Raw genomic sequence first — 18,606 nt, 5'->3', positions numbered from 1 at the left:
GGAAATGGATCTGGCGGGAGCGGCCCCGCCAGCCATGCGCGGCAGAACGCTCAGCGGTGGCTGCGCGCAGCCGGGCGGTGCAGGCTATTTCGGCTTGAGCGACATCAGGGCCTGCTTGCAGCCCGGCGACACCTTGTCGGCGTGCTGCTGCAAGCAGGCGAGGATGCGGCCGCCGCCCGGCTCGACCCCTTTGCACAGGGCCTCATAGTCGGCGCGGCAGGCCTGCATCGCCTCGCGTTCCTGCGCCGGGCTCGGCTGCTGCGCCATGGCCGCGCTGGTCCCGAAGACGGAAGCGGCCACGACAGCCGCGAGGGCGATGCGGGTTGCGGCGGCCGGGATGGAGAAAGGCATGGGTCGTCTCCCTGATGGTTGCGGGCCTTCTCTGGGCCTGGCCGAACGCGCAAACGACGCCATCCCGTCGGGTCTGGACGGCGGCATACGCAATCCGGCCGGCAGCCGGGCTGCCCGACCCGGCCGGAGGGCATCATACCGCTCCGGTTGGGGACGACCCCAGTCCATCGTTCTGATGTGTTGAGAAGAGAGGCGGCGGCAGGTCGAGTGCACCGCGTATGGCTCTTCAGGCTCCGCTCCGCCGGCAGGGGCCTGGCCGGACCTAACGGCGATGAACGAATACGAACCGGACGGTCGAGGGCATGATGACATCGGACCTCGCACTGCTTCCGATCAGGATGAGGCCAGCGCCGCCATTCCCCACGATAAAGACCGCCAACTCCCCGTGTCGCGTCGCAATGGGGTCCATCGCAATGCGCAGAAACTCGCCGATCGGCTGATTTGGATACTGGAGCCGCAGTTGCGGTCCGACCTCCGCTGGGCAAAGCGCATAACCGAGCTGCAGAGCCCGTCGGTAGATCTCTTGGAGAGGCGCTCCATCCGTCCCGATCCCGAGTTCGGTCGAGGAGAGAACAACGAGATCGATCTTCGTTTCATGCTGACTTACGGGAAACGTCGGCTGGTCGAGCGCTGCACTTGCCAGAGTCCCGACACCACATCGCGCGGCGGCGAGGGCCTCGTGCAGAGCATCGCCACTGCTCCGGGTGCCCAGGACGATCGATTTCCGGATCGGTAGAGATGGTGTGCGCACTCCACCGGGCAGCACATCGAAGGAAGCCTGACGACCCAGACTGAGGAACCGGCGCGCGCAAGTGATCTCGCCCCTGACCGTCACGGCCGCGTCGTTGGACGGTTCCGACCGGGCGTCCGCGAAAGCGATCACGCTGACGGCAAGCCACGCCAGGGCGATCGGTGCGGCGCGCCTGGAGCGGAGCGGCGTCAAGGCCATCATGTGCCGGATGCAGGCGCGCTGCCCGAGGAGCCCGCATTCGGGATGACGCATCGAGAGCAGAGTTCGGCATCCTCGAAAGATGCCGGCACCCACGCGGCTTGACATCTGCGACCTCAGTTTTTGACGAGGCGCAGTCGCCCGCAAGCAAGCTCCGACGGGACGGCGGACTGCTGTATATGCTGGAGGTCGCTGGCCTGAAGGCTGAAGGACACCTCGAATCCGTCCGGCGTTGCCAGCGTGAGGATCAGAGTTCCTTCGGTGGATCCCTGTTCGAGCCGCATTCGGTCCACAGGATAGACGATGCGCAACGAAGCGTCATGATGCCGCGCCTGCAGGGCCGCGGTGGCCATCCGTGGCAAGCTCATGATCAGCCGTGTCAGGCAATGCGAGGGTAGATTGAGACTGGCAGGCTGTCCGCATGTATCCACGACATGCATTGTACAGCGGGAGCCATCAGGCGCTATTTCAAAGGACGAAAGCTCGGCCGCTTCAATCTCGGCTGCCAAGGGAGCCTCCCTACCATCCTCCGCATTCTGCTACTGGAAGCTTCCTTTCGGCCGCTCCTCAATAACCGCCGCGGAAATCAATCACAACCTCCGCATCCATTACTGATTTGTTTGTCCTATATTGTGATAAAATGCCATTTCGCATCTCAAATATTATCACAATCTCGAAGATTAATCCCGAATATTATTTTAGGTGAATCATCGTCATTTAGAATTACGGTAACGGTGCACTTTTAGTGGGCTTTCGCCCACTTTTGGAGTGGACCCCTGGGAGGGCGACCCGCCCAGCCCTCGGCACTCGCCCGCGGCTACCGCTTCCGCGCCCGCTGCCCTTCGATCGTTGCGCCAGGGAGGACTCGCCGTGGTCGACCTCGGCGAGGGGGAGCCGCCAGCGAGTCTTCTGACTTGGAGCCATACCTACTTGCAGGTGCAGGCCCCGCCGACGCCGGCGCGCAGATTGGCCTCGACCCAGCGCGTCGCATCCGGTCCGAAGTCGAAGCTCGGCCCGATGATGCAGATCTCCGAATCGCCGCGGTCGGAGCGCATCTCCCGCGGGTCGCGCGGGTCGACCTCGATCCGGTCGTTGATGCAGTAGACATAGGTCGTCATCGCCAGCGCGCTGCCGGGCGCGAGCAAGGCCAGCAGGGTGATGACGAAACGGGTCGAACGCATCGCATGCCCCTTCCTCTGCTCCGGTGTCGGGATCATCGCCGCATCCCCCCGGGCACCGCATCGATACCCCGGGAAAATGGTTTTGGTCGGGCCGCGGCAAGGCCGGACCGCGGCCGCCGACCCTGCCGCTTTGTTGCAGCTGTCACCATCCGGACCGGGACGGACACATTGCAGCAACAGTCCGGTCGCAGGTCTGGATCATCACCCATCGCAGACATCATCCGGTCCAATGGCAACGATCCGCGACTATCTCGATCTCGCCGATGCGGCGTACCAGGCCGATCCCGAGGGCCATGTGTCCAGCCGTTGGCGCGTCCGGAAAACCGAGACGGCGACGTGGTATGGCAACGGCTTCCAGGGATCGGTGTTCGAAGGCGACGAGGAGGTGATCGTCGCCTTTTCCGGAACCAAGGGCGGGCCGATGAGCGCCCCGATCTCCCAGAACTCGGCCAATGCCCGCATTGCGGTCCTCGTCATCCCCAACATGGCGGGCTCGGCCAAGAAGCTGGTGCGGTGGGCCGAGCAGAATTGCGGCGGCAAGCCGGTGTCGATCGTGGGTCATTCCCTCGGCGGCGCCTTGGCGCAGGTGGTCGGCGCCTGGTCCGGCCGCCCGTTCGTCTCGCTCAACGGCCCCGGGATGGAGGCGCATCTCAAGGCGTCGGCCTTCAACCTCTTCAAGCCGCGGCAGATGGCGCGCTCGCTCAGGGCCCGGCGGAACGGCGCGCCGGTCGGCCTGTGCCTGAACGTCAGGGGCGATTTCGTCGGCACATACGGCAAGGGCTGCATCGGCGAGGTGCGGGAGCTGCGGCACGATGCCGGCGAACCCACGCACAGCATCGACGCGATCCGGGACGCCCTGGCTCAGGAAGACCTGGCGAAGCAGCCATGGATGCTGTCGGCCTCCTGGCCGGCGACCCGGATCGGCAATACGGTGCCGAGGCTCGGAAACGTGCCCAGCTCCGGTCCGTCCATCACCGAAATGCTCGCCCCGCATCCGCTGTTCCGGCCCGGCGCCGTTGCCGCAGGGCGCGAAGCTGCGGATCTGCGAGGCGGCATCCGCGATCCCGCAATCCGCAAACCGGTTCAGCCTGATCGGCCGGCGCCGCCGCCGCTCGCCCGGCCCGCCCGGGATATCGAAACGCCGGCTCGATCCGCGCAGCCGCCGGCCAACGCCGCTGCAGCATCGGCCGATCTCGACGAGACCATCGCCCTCGGCGCCTGGCTGACGTCGCTGACGGATCTACCCCCCGGGTCTCTGGAGAGGTCGAGGGCGGACGCCGACAGGGATGGATCGAACCGCAACGGCGAGGGTTCCGGCCGCCCGGATTGATCGCCATGTGATCGGCTCGCCTCGTGCCGGCTCAGCCTTGGGGCATTGTATGTTGCTTGCCGCCGGCCGATGCGATGAGGTGGCCCGGCGTACCGCGCCCTGCGGGGGTGAAGAGAAATGCCTCGTCCTAAGCTCTCATGCATGGCCGGGGGCGTCGCTGCGATGCTCACGGTGTCGGCGGCCGCCGCGCCTCTCGACCGGTACACCGGCTCCTTCGATGCCGAGGGCGTGGTCGCGGACGGGCCCGACGCCACGCCCCGAGAGGTGAGTTGCGACTTCAAGGTGCAGCAGCGGCGTCCGAACCAGCTCGCGCTCGACGGAACCTGCTGGGCCTATCTGATCTTCTCGCGGTCGGTCGGCGCCGACCTCTCCCTCGATCCCCGATCCGGCCGGATGACCGGGACCTATACCGGTTCGAAGGTCGGGCCGGCGCGGCTGACCGGCCGATTGGACGGCCCGGCGATCGATGTCCTGATCGATTGGCCCCAGCCGGTCAACGGCCACATGACGGCCGATATGCGGATCGTCAGCCTGGGCCCGGACCGGCTCCGGATCCTGGTGACGGATGGCGGGGAGCACGGCGTGCCCAGGGTGACGACGGATCTGTCACTGGCGCGCCGGTGAGACGCTTCGGTCGATCGCCCAGGTCGTCCTGATGCTTCTGTCTCAGTCCAGGGGTGAAGTCCGATCGACGTCGTCTCCGACCATACCTGTCTTATCGCGCATCGGCGCCGCCGGGCGGACTCAGGGTCGCGACGCGCTTTTCAAGCGCCAGCGTTCGCTTGACCAAGTCATCCAATTCAAAAGACTGCGAGTCGAGGAATGCGACGGACCCATTGTTCGGGTCGACAGCCAGACGGTGGGTCTCATTCAAGTGATGTTTGAGCCATGTCCTCTGCTCTTGCTGCAGTTGCGCTCGTTCCTTGCCCTTGGATCGGTGCAGAAGCGTCTGATAGGCGGAATTCAGCCGCGGGTCCCACTTGCCGATTTCGGCTTTGCCGCAGTCCAACATGTTCGAGGAAACGCCGTCGGCCTGGGCCATGCACGCGTCGAACTCCGCGCTCTGCTGCGCGCTTGCCGGACAAGTGGCGATCAAGAGGGCGGTTCCCAAAACGAGAGATGGTTTCCAGAACATCGTGGCGGTCCCATGCGTCTTTCTGACTGCGTAAAGCCTGGCCGCCTGTTGTGGCTATTTCGCGATGACACCGAATTCAGGCTTGTCGGTCTGCTGAATGCAGAGATCGCCCATGTCGTCCTATGGCGCACCCGGCGTCAGAGCGCCACGAAGCCCTGCGGCGTCATTCTGATGGCACGGAGATTCACGCCCATTTTCTGCGCCATGCCGTTCACCCCGTCCCGCAGCCTGGAGAGGCCCGTCTGGTCGCCCTTGCGCCGCAGCTCGTCGCGCGTGGCCACGGCGATCATCGCCAGAACCTGACCTGTCTCTATCTATCGTGTCTCACCAAGGGGGGCACTTCAGGATGGATGGAGGCGCCGGCCGTTCCCCGCTTCGGGAAGGCCGGCGTCCCGGATCAGATCAGGCGCTCTCGCGGCGCATGGTGATGTCGAAGGCGCCGTCGTTGTTGGCGAACTCGCCCGCACCGCCGATGTCGTTGTAGCGGAAGACGACCTCGCCGTCGGCCGGGGCCTCCCAGTCGAGGGCGCCGGTGCCGATGTAGGACAGGCTGGAGCCGATCTGGATCAGCAGGGCGCCCACGGTGATGGGAAGCAGGTACTTGCTCTCCATCTGCGTCTGGTACGGGTGGTTCTTGTCGCCCTGCGGCCCGTGCCACGGCCAGTCGGGCCCGACCTTGGCCCAGCCGGAGGCGAGGATGGTGAGGCGGTCGCCCTTCTTCACCGTGATGCCGGTCTTGATCCCGGCCTCGTTCGTGGCCGGGAGCTGACCTTTCCACGCCGCCGGCCGGGCAGCCGGCGCATCGCCCCCGGCCTGGCCGCCCTCGATCTCGTCGGCCTCCTTCTCCTTGTCCTTGATGCTCTCCTCGACCGGCACTTGGCTGGCGCAGATGGCGTCCTGCAGCACCTTGCTGAAATCGGCCAGGCCCTGGGTGTTGATGTAGTATTGGCCGCCGGTCCGCAGGGCCAGGCGCTTGTACTCCGCGGTCAGGGCCGCCGCCTGCTCCGGGGTCGGCTCGGCCGGCAGCGTGGTCTGGTAGGCGTGGATCTTGACCGCGTTGTCGACCGCGGCCGCGATCGCCCGGTCGGTCAGCTTGACCGCCTTGGCGCCGATGGTCAGGCCGCCGCCGTCCAGGCTCTCGTCGCCGAGCACGAACACGGCGCGCTCGGCCCCGTCCCGCCAGTCGAAATGACGGCTGACATCGACCACGGTCTGGGCGATCTGCTCCTGGGCGCTGGAATCCTTCGCCCCGCCATGCGCCCGTGCGGCCAGCTGGGCGGCGTCGGTGCCGATGCCGGTCAGGTATTGGCGGGCGGTCTTGGTGAATTCGGTGGTGGCGAAGGTGCCCTCGATGCCGAGGAACTGCACCCGCAGGTCGGACGGGCAGGCCTTCTTGGCGTCCTCGATCGCGGTGACCATGCCCTTGCTCAGCGCCTCGGCCTCGTCCTTCATCGAGGCGCTGGTGTCGATCAGGACCACCAGATCGACCTTCTTGGCAGCGTCGGTCATGTCTCTCTCTCCTCTTCGCTGATGAACGATGGCTCTCCGCGAGGCGCGGGGTCTCTCGAACCCCGTGCCGCACGTCCCTCGGCCGAGTCGCAGGAGCCGTGCCGGACATGGCTGCGACCTGCGCGCATGCTCCCACGGTCCGCGGTTGCCGAGCCGCGGTCGCGGCTCGGCCGGAAGGGTTTGCGCCGTGCCCCCGGGCACGCCATGGATGGTCCGGCCGTCTTCGGCCGGGTCGGCGTCCTGGCACGGTGACGCCGGTATCGGTCACCGGGCGGAAGGCGTTGGCGGCAATGGCGATGTCCCGGATCGCCGGACGCACAGGATCCCTACGGGGCCGCTTCCATATGCTGGGACCGGCGGCTCTCTCGTCGCGTTTCCAATAGTGTTGAAACTCACCAGAATCCAGCGCCGAAGATCGGTGCCATTTTCTGGAAATTCTCTCTCGAACGGAGCTTTCTATATAGTAGTGTGCGCCAATAGGATTGAAGTCAACACATCAAATGACAAAAAATATATGGGATGTTAGTCAATTTTGGGAGAGGTTTTGGCAGATTTTTCTGCCGATTTTACCTGAACTGCAGATTGCGAAATTGTGATGGCCGGGTCGTTCCCGGCACCCCTCCGTGGCCGCACGGCTTCTGCCTAAGATACACTCGGAGCTAACATCAGGCACTTTCTCGGTCAGGTCGTTTGCAATCTCAAAATTGAATTCGGTGACTGTGCACTTACAGGTTTGGCGATAGCTCGGTTGGAGTGCACCCCTGACGTGAGACAGGGTAGCTGGCAAGCCCAGGTCTCCCACCCGCACGATCCCGTCGTCGCTGCAGCCGGCGGCGATGCCCGTCACACCCACTTCATCGAGCTGTCATAGCCGCCCCGCCGCAGCCCCTCGACGGCATAGCGCAGGGCGTCGACCGCGTGGTTCTCGCGGTCCTCCAGCTCGGACTGGATCTCGCCGGTCTTCGGATGGGTGCGATAGCTGTACAGCGCCAGCTCGTCGATCAGGTACCGGCAGCGCGGATGCACCCGGATGTCGTGCGCCTTCAGGAACTCGACCCCCTCCTTCACCGATCCCGCCCCCTTGGTCGACCCGGTGATGCTGCCGAAGCCGTTGCGCTGCATGTAGCTGATCGTCTCCGGCCGGGAGCTGTCGGCGATGATCGGTCCCCGCCGCGACCCCGGGATGGCGTCGAACAGGTCCGGCGTGCGGTCGATCTCGCAGCCCACCCGGTACGCCTCGTGATCGACGAACAGCGTCCGCCCCTGCACGAAGCAGCGCACCAGCACCGTCGGGTCGCGGGCGAAGCCCCAGTCGGCGCCGTATAGGAAGCGCGCATCGGCCGGCGTCTCGAATCCCTCCACCTTCCAGTTCCTGAACACCCTGGCCTCGCTGAAGGTCTGATAGCCGCCCAGCCAGACATGCTGGTGCTTGTCCGGGTCGCGCCCCCGGTCCCATTCCATCTCCGCCTGCAGCACCGCCGGGAAATGCGGGTTGTCGGACCAGTTCACCCGCACCAGCGCGGCATCGGGCGGCGGCGGGCCGGCGCGGAACATCGCGTCGACCGGGTCGCTCGCCTGGGGCGGGTTCCAGGTGAACCACAGCTCCGACCCCGGCTTGCGGATGGTCGGGCGCAGCAGGTCCAGGCTGCAGATCGACAGCGCCTGCGCCTCCTCGACCCAGGCGATGTCGTAGCCCTCCAGCGACTTGATGCTCTCGGCCGTGTGGTTCTGCATGCCCTGGAAGATGATGCGGCCGCCGCCGGGCCCGAGGATGCGGTCGGCCTGCACCCGAAAATGGCGGCCCAGGCCCAGCGCCTGGATCTTGTCCTCGATCAGCCGCTTCACCGACTGGTCGAGCGAGCGCTGCACCTCGCGGATGCACACCGCCCGCAGCGGCGCCGCCTCGACGCAGCGCCGCACCAGCAGCTCGGCGAAGGCGTGCGACTTGCCCGAGCCGCGGCCGCCATAGGCGCCCTTGTAGCGCGACGGCTGCAGCAGCGGGTCGAACACCGGCGCCAGGTCGGACGGGGGCAGGGTGATCGCGGCCTCGCCGTCCTCCGGGCGGCACCGGAAGTCGCGATACACCTGGCCCAGCCGTGCCAGGTCGGCGGCGACGCACTCGGTGGCGGCGCCGGGGGCCAGGCAGATCTCGGTCGTGTCGGCCAGCCGGCGCACCGTCTCCGGCAGGGACTCGCCCCGTCGCCGCCGCCCGGCCACCGCCGCCAGGCACGGGATCAGGATCCAGGGCGGCATGCCCCGCATCCCGGCGTTGCCGCGACGCCGGCGGGCACAGTCCGCCGCCGCCCTGGCATCGCCGCGAAGCCGTCCGGCGAGGCCGGTCCAGCTCGGCTTGGCCCTCGTCACACCCTTCCGCATCCCCGCCTCCCATGAAAAAGCCCGCCGCGGCAGGGCCGGACGGGCACAACTGTCTGACTGTGCCTGAATCATGCGGCGTGACAGGCCGCCATGTCAAGAACAAAAAGCGAACATAGGATCGAGACGATTGTCCGCATGCGGCTCTTTGCGGCGATTGCCGGCCCTCCTGGCGTCCCCGAAGCGGACATGGCCGCTTTGGTTCGGGTCGCTTCAGAATCCACCTTCGGCGCCAGGGAAAGAGGGCCGATTCCGGCGCCTGTCATTCGGCCTGACCGAACCGGAATGAGCGAAAGGCCAACCTTGGCATTGGTGCGACGTCGCTGCGCCCTCGGATTGCAGAGCATCAAAAGCGGCGACGGCGCTTCGGCTTTCGGCCGCTGTGCGCACATTCGTTGCTTAGGTCGGACGACACAATTCCCTGGTATGCAACTGGCGATTTGGATCAAATTGATCCCATCATTCGCTTCCATTTGAATCAACCATTTACGCGCCATCGGCCTCCGATCCGCGCCGACATCGCGATCAAGACGAGTGTCAAAGGGAGAAGAACCGCCATGACCGTCATCAACGGAACCCCGGGGAACGACACTCTCACCGGAGGGAGCAGCGACGACCAGATCTACGGCTTCGACGGCAACGACACCCTTTCGGGCCTGGCCGGTAGCGATGACCTGGATGGCGGCAGCGGTGACGATACGCTCGATGGCGGCGCCGGGGACGATGTCCTGAGCGGCGGCCTCGGTGACGATACGGTTCGTGGCGGCGACGGGAATGACAGCGTGGCAGGCCGGTTCGCCGATGGCGGCGCCGGAAATGATCTCCTGTGGGGCTGGTACGTCGATGGCGGCAGCGGCAACGATGAAATTCATTGGGGAAGCGACGCCGACCATCTGATCGGCGGTGACGGCAACGACAGCTTTATTTATATCGGCGGGTCCAGCGTTCCCGTCGGCGTGGTCGAGGGTGGAGCGGGCATTGACACCTTGAGCCGTGTGGGCACCGTCGATCTGGCCGCCGGCACGGTCAATGGCGGGGGAACGCTGAGCGGCATCGAGAACGTCAGCGGGACCGACCTTGCCGACATGCTGACAGGGGACGCCGGCGCCAACAGCCTGACCGGCGGCATGGGTGAGGACGTGCTGAATGGCGGCGATGGCAATGACACGCTCAATGGCGGCCTCGTCCTCTCCTCGATCTATTCCGAATACGATCGCGACACCCTGTTCGGCGGCAACGGCGACGACACGCTGATTGACAAGGTCAATGAGTATGGGGGGCCGGGTTATACAGACTACCTGGATGGGGGCGAAGGAAGCGATACGGCGACCTACGAGTTCAGCACGACCAACGGTGACGGTCTTGTGATCGATCTGGTCACCGGCATGGTCGACGGTTATCTCCGGCTGACCAGCATCGAGAATGTTCGCGGAACGGGCAGCTCCGACATCATCACCGGAAACGACTCCCGCAACCTGCTGTTCGGTCGGTACGGCAACGACCAGCTCGACGGCGGTGCCGGCGACGACAGGCTCTCGGGCGGCGATGCCGACGACACGCTCCGCGGCGACGACGGCAATGACAGGATCGAAGGCGGCAACGGTATCGACCACCTCTATGGCGGCGATGGCAGTGACTGGATCGAAGGCGGCAACGGTATCGACTACCTCTACGGCGGTGCCGGCGACGACGTCCTCTACGATTACACGGCGATGGTTCTGGATGGCGGTGCCGGCACCGACACGGCCGACTTCCACCTGTACACCCAGAACGTGTATCTCGACCTGGAGAACAGCGTCGCCGGCGGTGACGGCAGTATACAGCTGCTGTCGTTCGAGAACCTGGTCGGCACCAACCTCGACCTGGACACCCTGATCGGCAATGACGGCAGCAACGCCCTCTATGGCCTCGCCGGCAGCGACACCCTGCGCGGCAACGGCGGCGACGATACGCTCCGCGGCGGCGCCGGTGCGGACCAGCTGGACGGTGGCGCCGGCACCGACAGCGCCAGCTATTATGACAGTGCCGCCGGCGTGGTCGTCGACCTCGCGGCCGGCGCCGGCACGGCCGGCGACGCCGCGGGCGACACCCTGGTCGGCATCGAGAATCTCACCGGCGGTCAAGGCAACGATACGCTGATCGGGAATGCCGGCGCCAATGTCCTGGCCGGCTGGGGCGGCAACGACCTGCTCCGCGGCGGGGCCGGCGCGGACCGGCTCGACGGGGGCGCCGGCACCGACACCGCCACCTACTACACCAGCGCGGCCGGGGTGACGGTCGACCTGGCCGCCGGCACCGGATCCGGTGGCGATGCCCAGGGCGACGTCCTGATCGGCATCGAGAACCTCACCGGCAGCAATCAGGGGAACGACACGCTGATCGGGACCGCCGGCGCCAATGTCCTGGCCGGCTGGGGCGGTGACGATGTGCTCCGCGGCGGGGCCGGCGCCGACAAGCTCGACGGCGGCGCCGGCTCGGACATTGCCACCTACTATGCCAGCGCGGCTGGGGTGACGGTCGATCTCGCGACCGGCACCGGGTCCGGCGGCGACGCTCAGGGCGACACCCTGGTATCGATCGAGAACCTCACCGGCAGCAACCTCGGCAATGACAGCCTCAGCGGGAATGCCGGGGCCAACACCTTGGCCGGCTGGGGCGGCGACGATGTGCTCCGCGGCGGGGCGGGCGCCGACCGGCTGGACGGCGGCGCCGGCAGCGATACCGCCAGCTACTACGCCGGCGCCGTCGGCGTGACGGTCAACCTCTCGATCGGCACCGGCACTGGCGGCGACGCCAAGGGCGACACTTTCTTCGGCATCGAGAACGTCACCGGCTCGACCGGCGCAGACCAGATCACCGGCAACGCCGCAGCCAATGGGCTGAACGGCTGGGCCGGGCAGGATGTGCTGCGCGGCGGCGGCGGCGCCGACCGCTTCGTCTTCTCCGCCGCCTCGCACAGCACGGTCGGCGCGGCAGACCGGATCACCGATTTCAGCCACGACCAGGGCGACCGGGTCGACCTGTCGGCGATCGACGCCGACACCGGTGTTGCCGGCAACCAGGCCTTCACCTTCATCGGCACCGGCGGCTTCACCCACCATGCCGGCCAGCTGCGCTATGCCGTCACCAGCCCCGGCGTCACCACCATCGCCGGCGACGTCAACGGCGACGGCGTCTCCGACTTCCACATCCAGCTCACCGGCGCCATCGGCCTCGTCGCCGGCGACTTCTCACTGTAACGGCGGGCATCCATGCGGGCCCGCAGGGGCGCAACGATCCGGCCTGTCGCCGCTCCGGCATTGCGGCCGAGCCAGTAAACACTTTGTGCAATTGTATTATTTCGCGATCGTGTTCATCATATGTTCCATGAACAAGGCGCAGACCGATCCCGGCCCAGCATCCTCCCCCGCGGAGGAGGGGGATCTGTGCGTGCTGTCGGAGCTGGTCGAGATCCAGATGTCGATCGCCCGGGCGACGCAGCAGGAGGCGCTGCAGGCGCCGCAGCCCGGGGTCGACTACACCCAGCGAATCGCCACCGTCTCGCGCGCCGTGCGGCTGACCCTGCTGCTCAAGAGCAAGCTGTCCCAGCAGGCCAAGCAGAAGCGCAAGGCCACGGCGCAGCGGGAGGCGGCGCAGGAGGACTGGCACGCGCTGCGGGTGAAGCTGGCGATGATGGCGGCGGTGCACGAGGTGTCCAAGGACGGCGACGAAGTCGATCGCCGCGCCTCCGAGATCGACGAGCGGATGGAACGGCCGGAGGTGGCGGAGCTGGTCGAGGCCAGCTGGGCTGAGGTCGCAGTGGCGGCGTTGTGCCGGCGCTGGGGCTATCCGGTGCAGGTCGAGCGCTGGCTCGAGAGGGCCGATGAGGCCCTGGAGGATCTCGGCTTCCTGCCGTCGGAGGATGGCGAGGACGACCCGCCTGCGGATCCTCCCAAGCCCGGCCCGGCCGGCCGCCGCAAGCCCAAGCCGCCGGACACCGGGTGAGGGCGCAGTTCGTCGTGCGAAATGCCCATTATTCCCAAGAGAACCGAGTGTTTTGCCTCTCCCGCTTGCGGGAGAGGTCGGAGGCGCTTGCGCCTCCGGGTGAGGGGAGTTCGTCGAGGCCGGAACCAGCCCTCACCCGGTCTCGCTGCGCGAGCCCGACCTCTCCCGTAAACGGGAGAGGCAATTGTCTCTCAGGCCGCCTTCCGCTCCTTCAGGAACCGGAAGAACTCCACGCCCTCGCGCAGGCGGCGCTTCATCATCTCCGGGCTGCGCACCATCTCGCCGACGATCGAGGCGATCTTCGGGGCGCGGAAGTAGAAGCGCCGGTAGAAATCCTCCACCGAATGGAAGATCTCGCCATGGCTCAGATGCGGGTAATGCAGCGGCGCGATCTGCACGCCGCGCTCGTCCACCAGCTCGGCATTGGCCTCGTCCAGCCAGCCGTTCTCCACCGCCTGATTGTACAGGAAGGTGCCCGGATAGGGCGCCGCCAGCGACACCTGGATGGTGTGCGGGTTGATCTTGGTGGCGAAGCGGATGGTCTCCTGGATCGTCTCCTTGGTCTCACCCGGCAGGCCCAGGATGAAGGTGCCGTGGATCTGGATGCCGAGCTCGTGGCAGTCCTTGGTGAACTTCTCCGCGACCTCGATCCGCATGCCCTTCTTGATGTTGAACAGGATCTGCTGGTTGCCGGATTCATAGCCGACGAGGAGGAGGCGCAGGCCGTTGTCGCGCATCACCTTCAGGGTCTCGCGCGGCACATTGGCCTTGGCGTTGCACGACCAGGTGACGCCGAGCTTGCCCAGCTCGCGGGCGATCGCCTCGGCCCGCGGCGCGTCGTCGGTGAAGGTGTCGTCGTCGAAGAAGAACTCGCGGATCTGCGGCATCGTCTGCTTCGCCCAGCGGATCTCGTCGATCACATGGCCGACGCTGCGGGTGCGGTAGCGGTGCCCGCCCACGGTCTGCGGCCACAGGCAGAAGGTGCAGCGCGACTTGCAGCCGCGGCCGGTGTAGATCGACAGATACGGGTGCTTCAGATAGCCGATGAAATAGTCCTCGATCACCAGGTCGCGGTGATAGACCGGGCTGACGAAGGGCAGCGCATCCATGTTCTCGAGCGTCGCGCGCTCGGGGTTGTGGACCACCACGCCCTCGGAATTGCGGTATGTCAGGCCGTCGATCTTGGACAGGTCGCGGCCGTCGGCCACTTCCTTGATGGTGAAGTCGAACTCGTTGCGGGCGACGAAGTCGATCAGCGGCGACCCGGCCATGCTGCCATTCGGGTCGACCGCCACCTTGGCGCCGACCAGCCCGGCCTTGAGGTTCGGGTTCACCGCCTTCAGCGCCTCGATCATCTTGACGTCGGAGGCGAAGGACGGGGTCGAGGTGTGCAGGACGGCGAGGTCGTAATCCTTGGCCTGCGCGGCGACCGCGGCCGGGCTGGTGCGCGACGGCGGGCCGTCGATCAGCTTCGAGCCCTCGACCAGCGCCGCCGGCTGGGCCAGCCAGGTCGGGTACCAGAAGGACTTGATCTCGCGCTTGGCCTGGTAGCGCGAGCCGGCACCGCCGTCGAAGCCGTCGAAGGACGGCGCCTGCAGAAACAATGTCTTCATCGTCATGGGGAGGGAGGCCTCCGATCCGTCACCAAGGTGCCGTCTGGAACGAGTTGATACAAATGGCCCCGCCAGTTCACGCCGGAGCCGAGATAGCTCACGACGAAAACCGCGAAGGCCAGCAGGTCGCGCGCCGGAATCAGCCAATAGGGCCGCGGCGGCAGAGAGTAGGCGCGTTCGAAGCGGATGCACAGCGCGATCCGCAGCATGGCTGCCAGCCCGGCCGTGGCCAAAGCGGGCCAGCCGCCGCCCAGCGCCCAGGCGATCAGCGCCAGCGGCAGCGGATGGGTGATCAGCGAGCCGGCATAGCCGAGCGGGTCGATGCTCTTGATGGTGCGGGCCCAGCGCAGCTCATGCGCCCACATCGTGGCGGCCGAGGCCTCGCTGCAGAGATGGCCGATCAGCTGGGTCGACACCGCGACCTTGCGGCCCGTGGCCCACACCGCGGCGCCGATGGCATGGTCCTCGGCCAGCAGGTCGGCGAAGGCGGTGAGGCCGCCGATCTCGGCCAGCATGTCGCGGTCCATGACGATGGTGGTGCCGATGCAGGGCCGCGCCAGGCGCAGGCCCAGCCCGACGATCACGCTGGGGGTGAAATGCGTGTCCATGCCCAGGCCGATCAGCCGCGACCATGTGCCGCCGGTCGGCACGCCGTGATACAGGCAGGTGACGCAGCCGATTCCGGGCGCCTGCAGCTCCGCCACCATCTGGCGCAGATGGTCGGCCGGCACCCGCACGTCGCTGTCGGAGAACACCACCACGTCATGGCGAATCCGCTCCGCCATGTTGATCAGGTTGGAGACCTTGCGGTTGCTGCCGTGCCGGCGCGCATCGACCACCAGCTCCAGCGCCGCCTGCGGGAAGGCGCGGCGCAGCTCTTCGACCACGGCGAGGGCCGGGTCGCGCGGGTCGGCGACGCCGAGCACGATCTGCACCGGGCCGGGATAGTCCTGGGCGCAGAACGAGGCCAGGTTCTCGAACAGCCCCGGCTCGAGGCCGTGCAGCGGCTTGATCACGGTGATCGAGGGGAAGGCGCCGGGCTCCGGCACCCGCCGTCTGGCGTGGCGGCCGGTCAGCAGGATCGCGGCGCCCAGGTAGAGGCACCCGAGCACCGCCAGGACCAGGACCGGGATCAGCAGGACGTCCAGCATCGTTCCATGCCCGCGCTCTCTACTGCAAAAGGCAAGCCCGCGGCCGCCGGCCGGGCCGGGGCGATGGGCGTTCCGATCGTCCCCGCCAGACCCCGGGCTACGTCTCCGGCATCCGGAAGGATGACGCGCAAGCTAGGCGGCCCGATCCCTTTAGGGAATCGCAAAATTGCCACAGTCGTAATGATGCGGGTGCCGGACGGCTCTTTTGAGTCCCCCCTCCCCTCGCGGGAGGGGGATAGGGGGAGGGGGTTTTCAACGCCAGAGCCGGACTAGCCGCCGGTGGCGACCTTATAGTCCGGCAGGGCGCCGAGGTCGCCCCTGTAGACGAAGGCCGGGCGGCCCTTCACCAGCACCGGCTCGAGCTGGCCGTAATCGGCCGCGACCAGCCGGCCGCCGACGCCCAGCGTGCCGCCGATGCGGATGATCGCCAGCAGCACCTGGCCGTTCGGCGCGATCACGAAATCGGCGACCTCGGCGATCGGGCGCTGCGCCGAATCGAGCACGTCGGACCGGATCAGCCGGGTCGCCAGCGAGCCATGGGTCGGGTCCTGCGGGTTGGCGATGGCTTCGTCAATCGCCTTGGCGGTGTCCTCATAGCCCTGCTGCACGCGGCGGCCGGCCTGGTCGAGGGCCTTGCCGGCCTGGCCCAGCAGGTCCTGCATGTCCTGGGCGGAAGCCGGGCCGGCCAGCAGAAGGGCGGCGGCGACGGCCAGGGGCAAACGGATGGAACGCATGACTTTTCTCCAGTCTCGCGATCGCGGATGCGGGATCGAAATAAGGGTCCGGGGCCGGACAATGTTCCTTGAATGCGGCAAGAACCAGTGCGTTCGACACACCGTCACTGCGGCGCGTAGCTGCCCTCCAGCTAGTCGATCCGGTCCATCGCGCGCTCGGCCAGGCAGCGGCTGCGCCCGGGCTCGCCCGACAGGCGCGCGGCGACCACGCAGTCGCTCTCGGCGAACTGCGTCCAGCTCCGCTGCGCCGGCAGGAAGGCCTTGCGCCACTCGGCGGCGAAGGCATCGTCGACCGGCGGGTTGTCCGCCAGCTCGGCGGCGAAGGCCTTCAGCTTGCCGGCATAGATCCGGTGCAGGGTCTCGAACGGGTCGTCCGGGTCCAGCGCGCCGTTGTCGGCGTCGGACAGCGGCAGCACCGTCTCGGGGTCGCGGTTGTAGAAGCCGTTATAATCGATCCGCAGGCTGACCCGCCGTTCGCCCGCGGCGGCCGACGGCCAGGTCAGCAGCAGGAAGCTGTCGGTGCCGCGGGTCTCCAGGATGCGGTAGGAATAGCGCGCGACCGGCGCGCTGTTCTCGGCGATGGTCACGGCATAGCAGCCGCTTGCGGCCTCGCCGATCCCGGGCTGGCCGCTGTCGCATTGCCCCTCGGGGCGCAGCACGCCGATGCCGCTGTCGTCGACCAGGCGCAGCAGCACATCGGTCCGGTCCGGCGCCAGCTTCGCCGACAGGACCTCCAGCGTCAGCGCCTGCTCCGCCCGCGCCGGCAGGGCGGGAAGCAGCAGCACCGCCAGCAGGGCCGCGATCCGCCTCATGGCCTGGCCTCGGCCAGGCTGCGCTTCAGCGCCGCCAGCTGGTCGATCCGCACCACCGTGTGCAGCGTCCGGCACTGGTCCGCCTCTTCCGGCGTCGGGGACAGGGGTGCCGCGCAATCCGCTTCCTTGAGCGCGATCCAGTCCCGCTCGGCCTGGACGATCAGCTCGCGCAACTCGGCGTCGTCGGCGACCTTCGGGCTCGAGATCACGCCGTCATAGATCGCGTTCAGCCGCCGGTCCTGGAAGGCGTAGAGCGGCGCCCAGGGGTTGTCCGGGTCGGCGAAGCCGTCGCCGGGGATGCCCTCCATGGCGATCTCCGCCGGGCGGTTGCGCACCACCTCGTCCCCCAGCTTGAAGGAGATGTCGATCCGCAGCGTCCGGGCGAAGCGGCCCTCGACCGGCGTGCGGTAGCGCAGCGCCAGGGTGGTCGTGGCGCCGCGGTTGAGCATCAGGTCGTAGGACAGGCCGCCGACGGGCTTGCCGTTCTCGGTCGCCGCGATCCTGTAGCAGCCGGTCTGCTGCGGGTCGTCCGTCCGGGCATAGCCGCGGCCGTCGCAGCCCTCCGCATCGGCCGGCAGGGCGCTCGGGTCCAGCCCGTCCGCGGTCACCATCAGCACCAGGGCGACCTCGTTCTGCGGGCCGGTCCGCGCCGCGATCACCTGGGCGTCGAGCGACGGCGCCTCGGCCGCGGCGAGCGCCGGGCAGAGCGCGGCCAGGCCCAGCGCGACGAGGGCTGCTCTCATCCGGATGAACAGGTCCTTCAGGCGGCGCTGCTGCGCGGGCGCGGCGTGTCGCCGACATTGTCGAGATCCGGCGCCTGGCCGTAGCTCATGCGCCGCATCTGCTCGATCACCTGGGCCATCTCGGCCTCGCTCAGGCGTGGCGGCTCGCCGATCGCCAAAGCGTGGACATACATCTTCGCCAGCACCTCGACCTCGGTCGCCCGCCACAGCGCCTGGGCGAAGCTCTCGGCCAGCACGATCAGGCCGTGATGGCCGAGCAGGCAGGCGGTGCGGCCCTCCAGCGCCTTCAGGGCATGGTCCGACAGCTCCTGCGTGCCGAAGCAGGCATAGGGCGAGCAGCGGATGTCGATGCCGCCGGCCACCGCGACCATGTAGTGGAAGCAGGGGATGCCCTTCTCATGCACCGCCAGCGTGGTCGAGAACACCGAATGGGTGTGCAGCACGACGTTGACGTCGGTGCGGTTCTTGAGGATGTCGCGATGGAAGCGCCACTCCGAGGACGGCATGCGGCGGCCGTCATAGCTGGCGTCGAAGGCCATCTCGACGATGTCCTCGGGCTGCATCTGGGCGTAGGGCAGGCTGGTCGGGGTGACCAGCATGCCGCCTTCGATCCGGTGCGAGACATTGCCGGAGGTGCCCTGGTTCAGCCCGCTGGAGTTCATCTCGCGGCAGGTGTCGATGATGCCTTGCCGCAGGGCGAGATGGGTGAGGGCGGACATCGGGGTTTCCTCGGCTGGGTGT

The 18,606-nt window shown here is 67.4% G+C and carries 18 protein-coding genes; 4 read left to right on the top strand and 14 right to left on the bottom strand.

All coding sequences use genetic code 11. The features are described 5' to 3' along the window. Nucleotides 1–84: 84 nt before the first annotated feature. The 4 genes from FFK22_RS13010 to FFK22_RS12995 form a co-directional block, all read right to left on the bottom strand. Nucleotides 85–351 carry a cysteine rich repeat-containing protein gene (locus tag FFK22_RS13010; protein WP_138887143.1) on the bottom strand — a complete coding sequence of 89 codons (267 nt, stop codon included), beginning with the start codon at nucleotides 349–351 and terminating at the stop codon, nucleotides 85–87. 262 nt (nucleotides 352–613) lie between these two features. Beyond that, nucleotides 614–1,408 (bottom strand): hypothetical protein, encoded by a 795-nt coding sequence (locus FFK22_RS13005; protein ID WP_138887144.1) that lies wholly within the window; start codon nucleotides 1,406–1,408, stop codon nucleotides 614–616. Nucleotides 1,409–1,416: 8 nt separating this feature from the next. Then, nucleotides 1,417–1,809, bottom strand: a complete 393-nt coding sequence (locus FFK22_RS13000; RefSeq protein WP_138887145.1) for a hypothetical protein — start codon at nucleotides 1,807–1,809, stop codon at nucleotides 1,417–1,419. 417 nt (nucleotides 1,810–2,226) lie between these two features. After that, nucleotides 2,227–2,481, bottom strand: coding sequence for a hypothetical protein (locus tag FFK22_RS12995; protein WP_138887146.1), 255 nt, complete (start codon nucleotides 2,479–2,481; stop codon nucleotides 2,227–2,229). 76 nt (nucleotides 2,482–2,557) lie between these two features. Between FFK22_RS12995 and FFK22_RS12990 the strand changes: the two genes are divergently transcribed. Together FFK22_RS12990 and FFK22_RS12985 are read left to right on the top strand one after the other, a co-directional pair. Beyond that, entirely contained in the window at nucleotides 2,558–3,811 is a 1,254-nt protein-coding gene (locus FFK22_RS12990; protein WP_138887147.1) for a hypothetical protein, read from the top strand. 162 nt (nucleotides 3,812–3,973) lie between these two features. Continuing rightward, nucleotides 3,974–4,435: a hypothetical protein gene (locus FFK22_RS12985; protein WP_138887148.1), complete on the top strand. Its 462-nt coding sequence runs from the start codon at nucleotides 3,974–3,976 to the stop codon at nucleotides 4,433–4,435. 91 nt (nucleotides 4,436–4,526) lie between these two features. On the opposite strand, the gene FFK22_RS12980 is transcribed toward FFK22_RS12985, so the two are convergent. The 4 genes from FFK22_RS12980 to FFK22_RS12970 form a co-directional block, all read right to left on the bottom strand. Further along, nucleotides 4,527–4,946, bottom strand: coding sequence for a lysozyme inhibitor LprI family protein (locus FFK22_RS12980; RefSeq protein WP_138887149.1), 420 nt, complete (start codon nucleotides 4,944–4,946; stop codon nucleotides 4,527–4,529). Between the two features lie 137 nt (nucleotides 4,947–5,083). After that, on the bottom strand, nucleotides 5,084–5,236 hold the full coding sequence (locus FFK22_RS42905; protein ID WP_186002441.1) for a hypothetical protein: 153 nt from the start codon (nucleotides 5,234–5,236) through the stop codon (nucleotides 5,084–5,086). Between the two features lie 112 nt (nucleotides 5,237–5,348). Then, nucleotides 5,349–6,455: a LecA/PA-IL family lectin gene (locus FFK22_RS12975; protein ID WP_138887150.1), complete on the bottom strand. Its 1,107-nt coding sequence runs from the start codon at nucleotides 6,453–6,455 to the stop codon at nucleotides 5,349–5,351. Nucleotides 6,456–7,298: 843 nt separating this feature from the next. Further along, entirely contained in the window at nucleotides 7,299–8,831 is a 1,533-nt protein-coding gene (locus FFK22_RS12970; RefSeq protein ID WP_221938564.1) for a PBSX family phage terminase large subunit, read from the bottom strand. A 554-nt stretch (nucleotides 8,832–9,385) separates the two neighbouring features. On the opposite strand from FFK22_RS12970, the gene FFK22_RS12965 reads away from it, so the two are divergent. Continuing rightward, nucleotides 9,386–12,067, top strand: coding sequence for a calcium-binding protein (locus tag FFK22_RS12965; RefSeq protein WP_138893581.1), 2,682 nt, complete (start codon nucleotides 9,386–9,388; stop codon nucleotides 12,065–12,067). Between the two features lie 127 nt (nucleotides 12,068–12,194). Further along, the gene (locus tag FFK22_RS12960; RefSeq protein WP_138893580.1) at nucleotides 12,195–12,812 is read left to right on the top strand and encodes a hypothetical protein; all 618 of its coding nucleotides are present in this window, start codon (nucleotides 12,195–12,197) and stop codon (nucleotides 12,810–12,812) included. 191 nt (nucleotides 12,813–13,003) lie between these two features. Here the strand turns inward: FFK22_RS12960 and hpnJ are convergent, their stop codons facing one another. The 6 genes from hpnJ to FFK22_RS12930 all read right to left on the bottom strand — a co-directional run bounded on the left by hpnJ (nucleotide 13,004) and on the right by FFK22_RS12930 (nucleotide 18,584). After that, nucleotides 13,004–14,431: a hopanoid biosynthesis associated radical SAM protein HpnJ gene (gene hpnJ / locus FFK22_RS12955; RefSeq protein WP_221938563.1), complete on the bottom strand. Its 1,428-nt coding sequence runs from the start codon at nucleotides 14,429–14,431 to the stop codon at nucleotides 13,004–13,006. Continuing rightward, nucleotides 14,428–15,576: a bacteriohopanetetrol glucosamine biosynthesis glycosyltransferase HpnI gene (gene hpnI, locus FFK22_RS12950; protein WP_138891271.1), complete on the bottom strand. Its 1,149-nt coding sequence runs from the start codon at nucleotides 15,574–15,576 to the stop codon at nucleotides 14,428–14,430. The genes hpnJ and hpnI overlap by 4 nt, the downstream gene beginning before the upstream one ends. 269 nt (nucleotides 15,577–15,845) lie before the next feature. After that, complete coding sequence (locus FFK22_RS12945) at nucleotides 15,846–16,310, bottom strand: PRC-barrel domain-containing protein (protein ID WP_138891270.1); 465 nt, start codon at nucleotides 16,308–16,310, stop codon at nucleotides 15,846–15,848. Nucleotides 16,311–16,441: 131 nt separating this feature from the next. Continuing rightward, nucleotides 16,442–17,122: a lysozyme inhibitor LprI family protein gene (locus FFK22_RS12940; RefSeq protein WP_138891269.1), complete on the bottom strand. Its 681-nt coding sequence runs from the start codon at nucleotides 17,120–17,122 to the stop codon at nucleotides 16,442–16,444. Continuing rightward, a complete protein-coding gene (locus FFK22_RS12935; protein WP_138891268.1) occupies nucleotides 17,119–17,865 on the bottom strand; it encodes a lysozyme inhibitor LprI family protein in 747 nt (248 codons plus the stop codon). Before FFK22_RS12935 ends, FFK22_RS12940 begins: the two co-directional genes overlap by 4 nt. Before the next feature lie 17 nt (nucleotides 17,866–17,882). Next, on the bottom strand, nucleotides 17,883–18,584 hold the full coding sequence (locus FFK22_RS12930) for a class II aldolase/adducin family protein (protein WP_138891267.1): 702 nt from the start codon (nucleotides 18,582–18,584) through the stop codon (nucleotides 17,883–17,885). Between the last annotated feature and the right edge of the window lie 22 nt (nucleotides 18,585–18,606).

It is taken from the genome of Mycobacterium sp. KBS0706 (genome assembly GCF_005938675.2).
Classification (GTDB): Bacteria; Pseudomonadota; Alphaproteobacteria; order DSM-16000; family Inquilinaceae; genus Inquilinus.
This window is presented reverse-complemented; position numbering and strand designations above follow the sequence as displayed.

Coding starts and splice junctions, on each gene's coding strand:
- FFK22_RS13010 (WP_138887143.1), bottom strand. CDS start 351: ATGCCTTTCTCCATCCCGGCCGCCGCAACCCGCATCGCCCTCGCGGCT.
- FFK22_RS13005 (WP_138887144.1), bottom strand. CDS start 1,408: ATGTCAAGCCGCGTGGGTGCCGGCATCTTTCGAGGATGCCGAACTCTG.
- FFK22_RS12995 (WP_138887146.1), bottom strand. CDS start 2,481: ATGCGTTCGACCCGTTTCGTCATCACCCTGCTGGCCTTGCTCGCGCCC.
- FFK22_RS12990 (WP_138887147.1), top strand. CDS start 2,558: ATGGTTTTGGTCGGGCCGCGGCAAGGCCGGACCGCGGCCGCCGACCCT.
- FFK22_RS12985 (WP_138887148.1), top strand. CDS start 3,974: ATGCTCACGGTGTCGGCGGCCGCCGCGCCTCTCGACCGGTACACCGGC.
- FFK22_RS12980 (WP_138887149.1), bottom strand. CDS start 4,946: ATGTTCTGGAAACCATCTCTCGTTTTGGGAACCGCCCTCTTGATCGCC.
- FFK22_RS42905 (WP_186002441.1), bottom strand. CDS start 5,236: ATGATCGCCGTGGCCACGCGCGACGAGCTGCGGCGCAAGGGCGACCAG.
- FFK22_RS12975 (WP_138887150.1), bottom strand. CDS start 6,455: ATGACCGACGCTGCCAAGAAGGTCGATCTGGTGGTCCTGATCGACACC.
- FFK22_RS12970 (WP_221938564.1), bottom strand. CDS start 8,831: ATGCGGAAGGGTGTGACGAGGGCCAAGCCGAGCTGGACCGGCCTCGCC.
- FFK22_RS12965 (WP_138893581.1), top strand. CDS start 9,386: ATGACCGTCATCAACGGAACCCCGGGGAACGACACTCTCACCGGAGGG.
- FFK22_RS12960 (WP_138893580.1), top strand. CDS start 12,195: ATGAACAAGGCGCAGACCGATCCCGGCCCAGCATCCTCCCCCGCGGAG.
- hpnJ (WP_221938563.1), bottom strand. CDS start 14,431: ATGACGATGAAGACATTGTTTCTGCAGGCGCCGTCCTTCGACGGCTTC.
- hpnI (WP_138891271.1), bottom strand. CDS start 15,576: ATGCTGGACGTCCTGCTGATCCCGGTCCTGGTCCTGGCGGTGCTCGGG.
- FFK22_RS12945 (WP_138891270.1), bottom strand. CDS start 16,310: ATGCGTTCCATCCGTTTGCCCCTGGCCGTCGCCGCCGCCCTTCTGCTG.
- FFK22_RS12940 (WP_138891269.1), bottom strand. CDS start 17,122: ATGAGGCGGATCGCGGCCCTGCTGGCGGTGCTGCTGCTTCCCGCCCTG.
- FFK22_RS12935 (WP_138891268.1), bottom strand. CDS start 17,865: ATGAGAGCAGCCCTCGTCGCGCTGGGCCTGGCCGCGCTCTGCCCGGCG.
- FFK22_RS12930 (WP_138891267.1), bottom strand. CDS start 18,584: ATGTCCGCCCTCACCCATCTCGCCCTGCGGCAAGGCATCATCGACACC.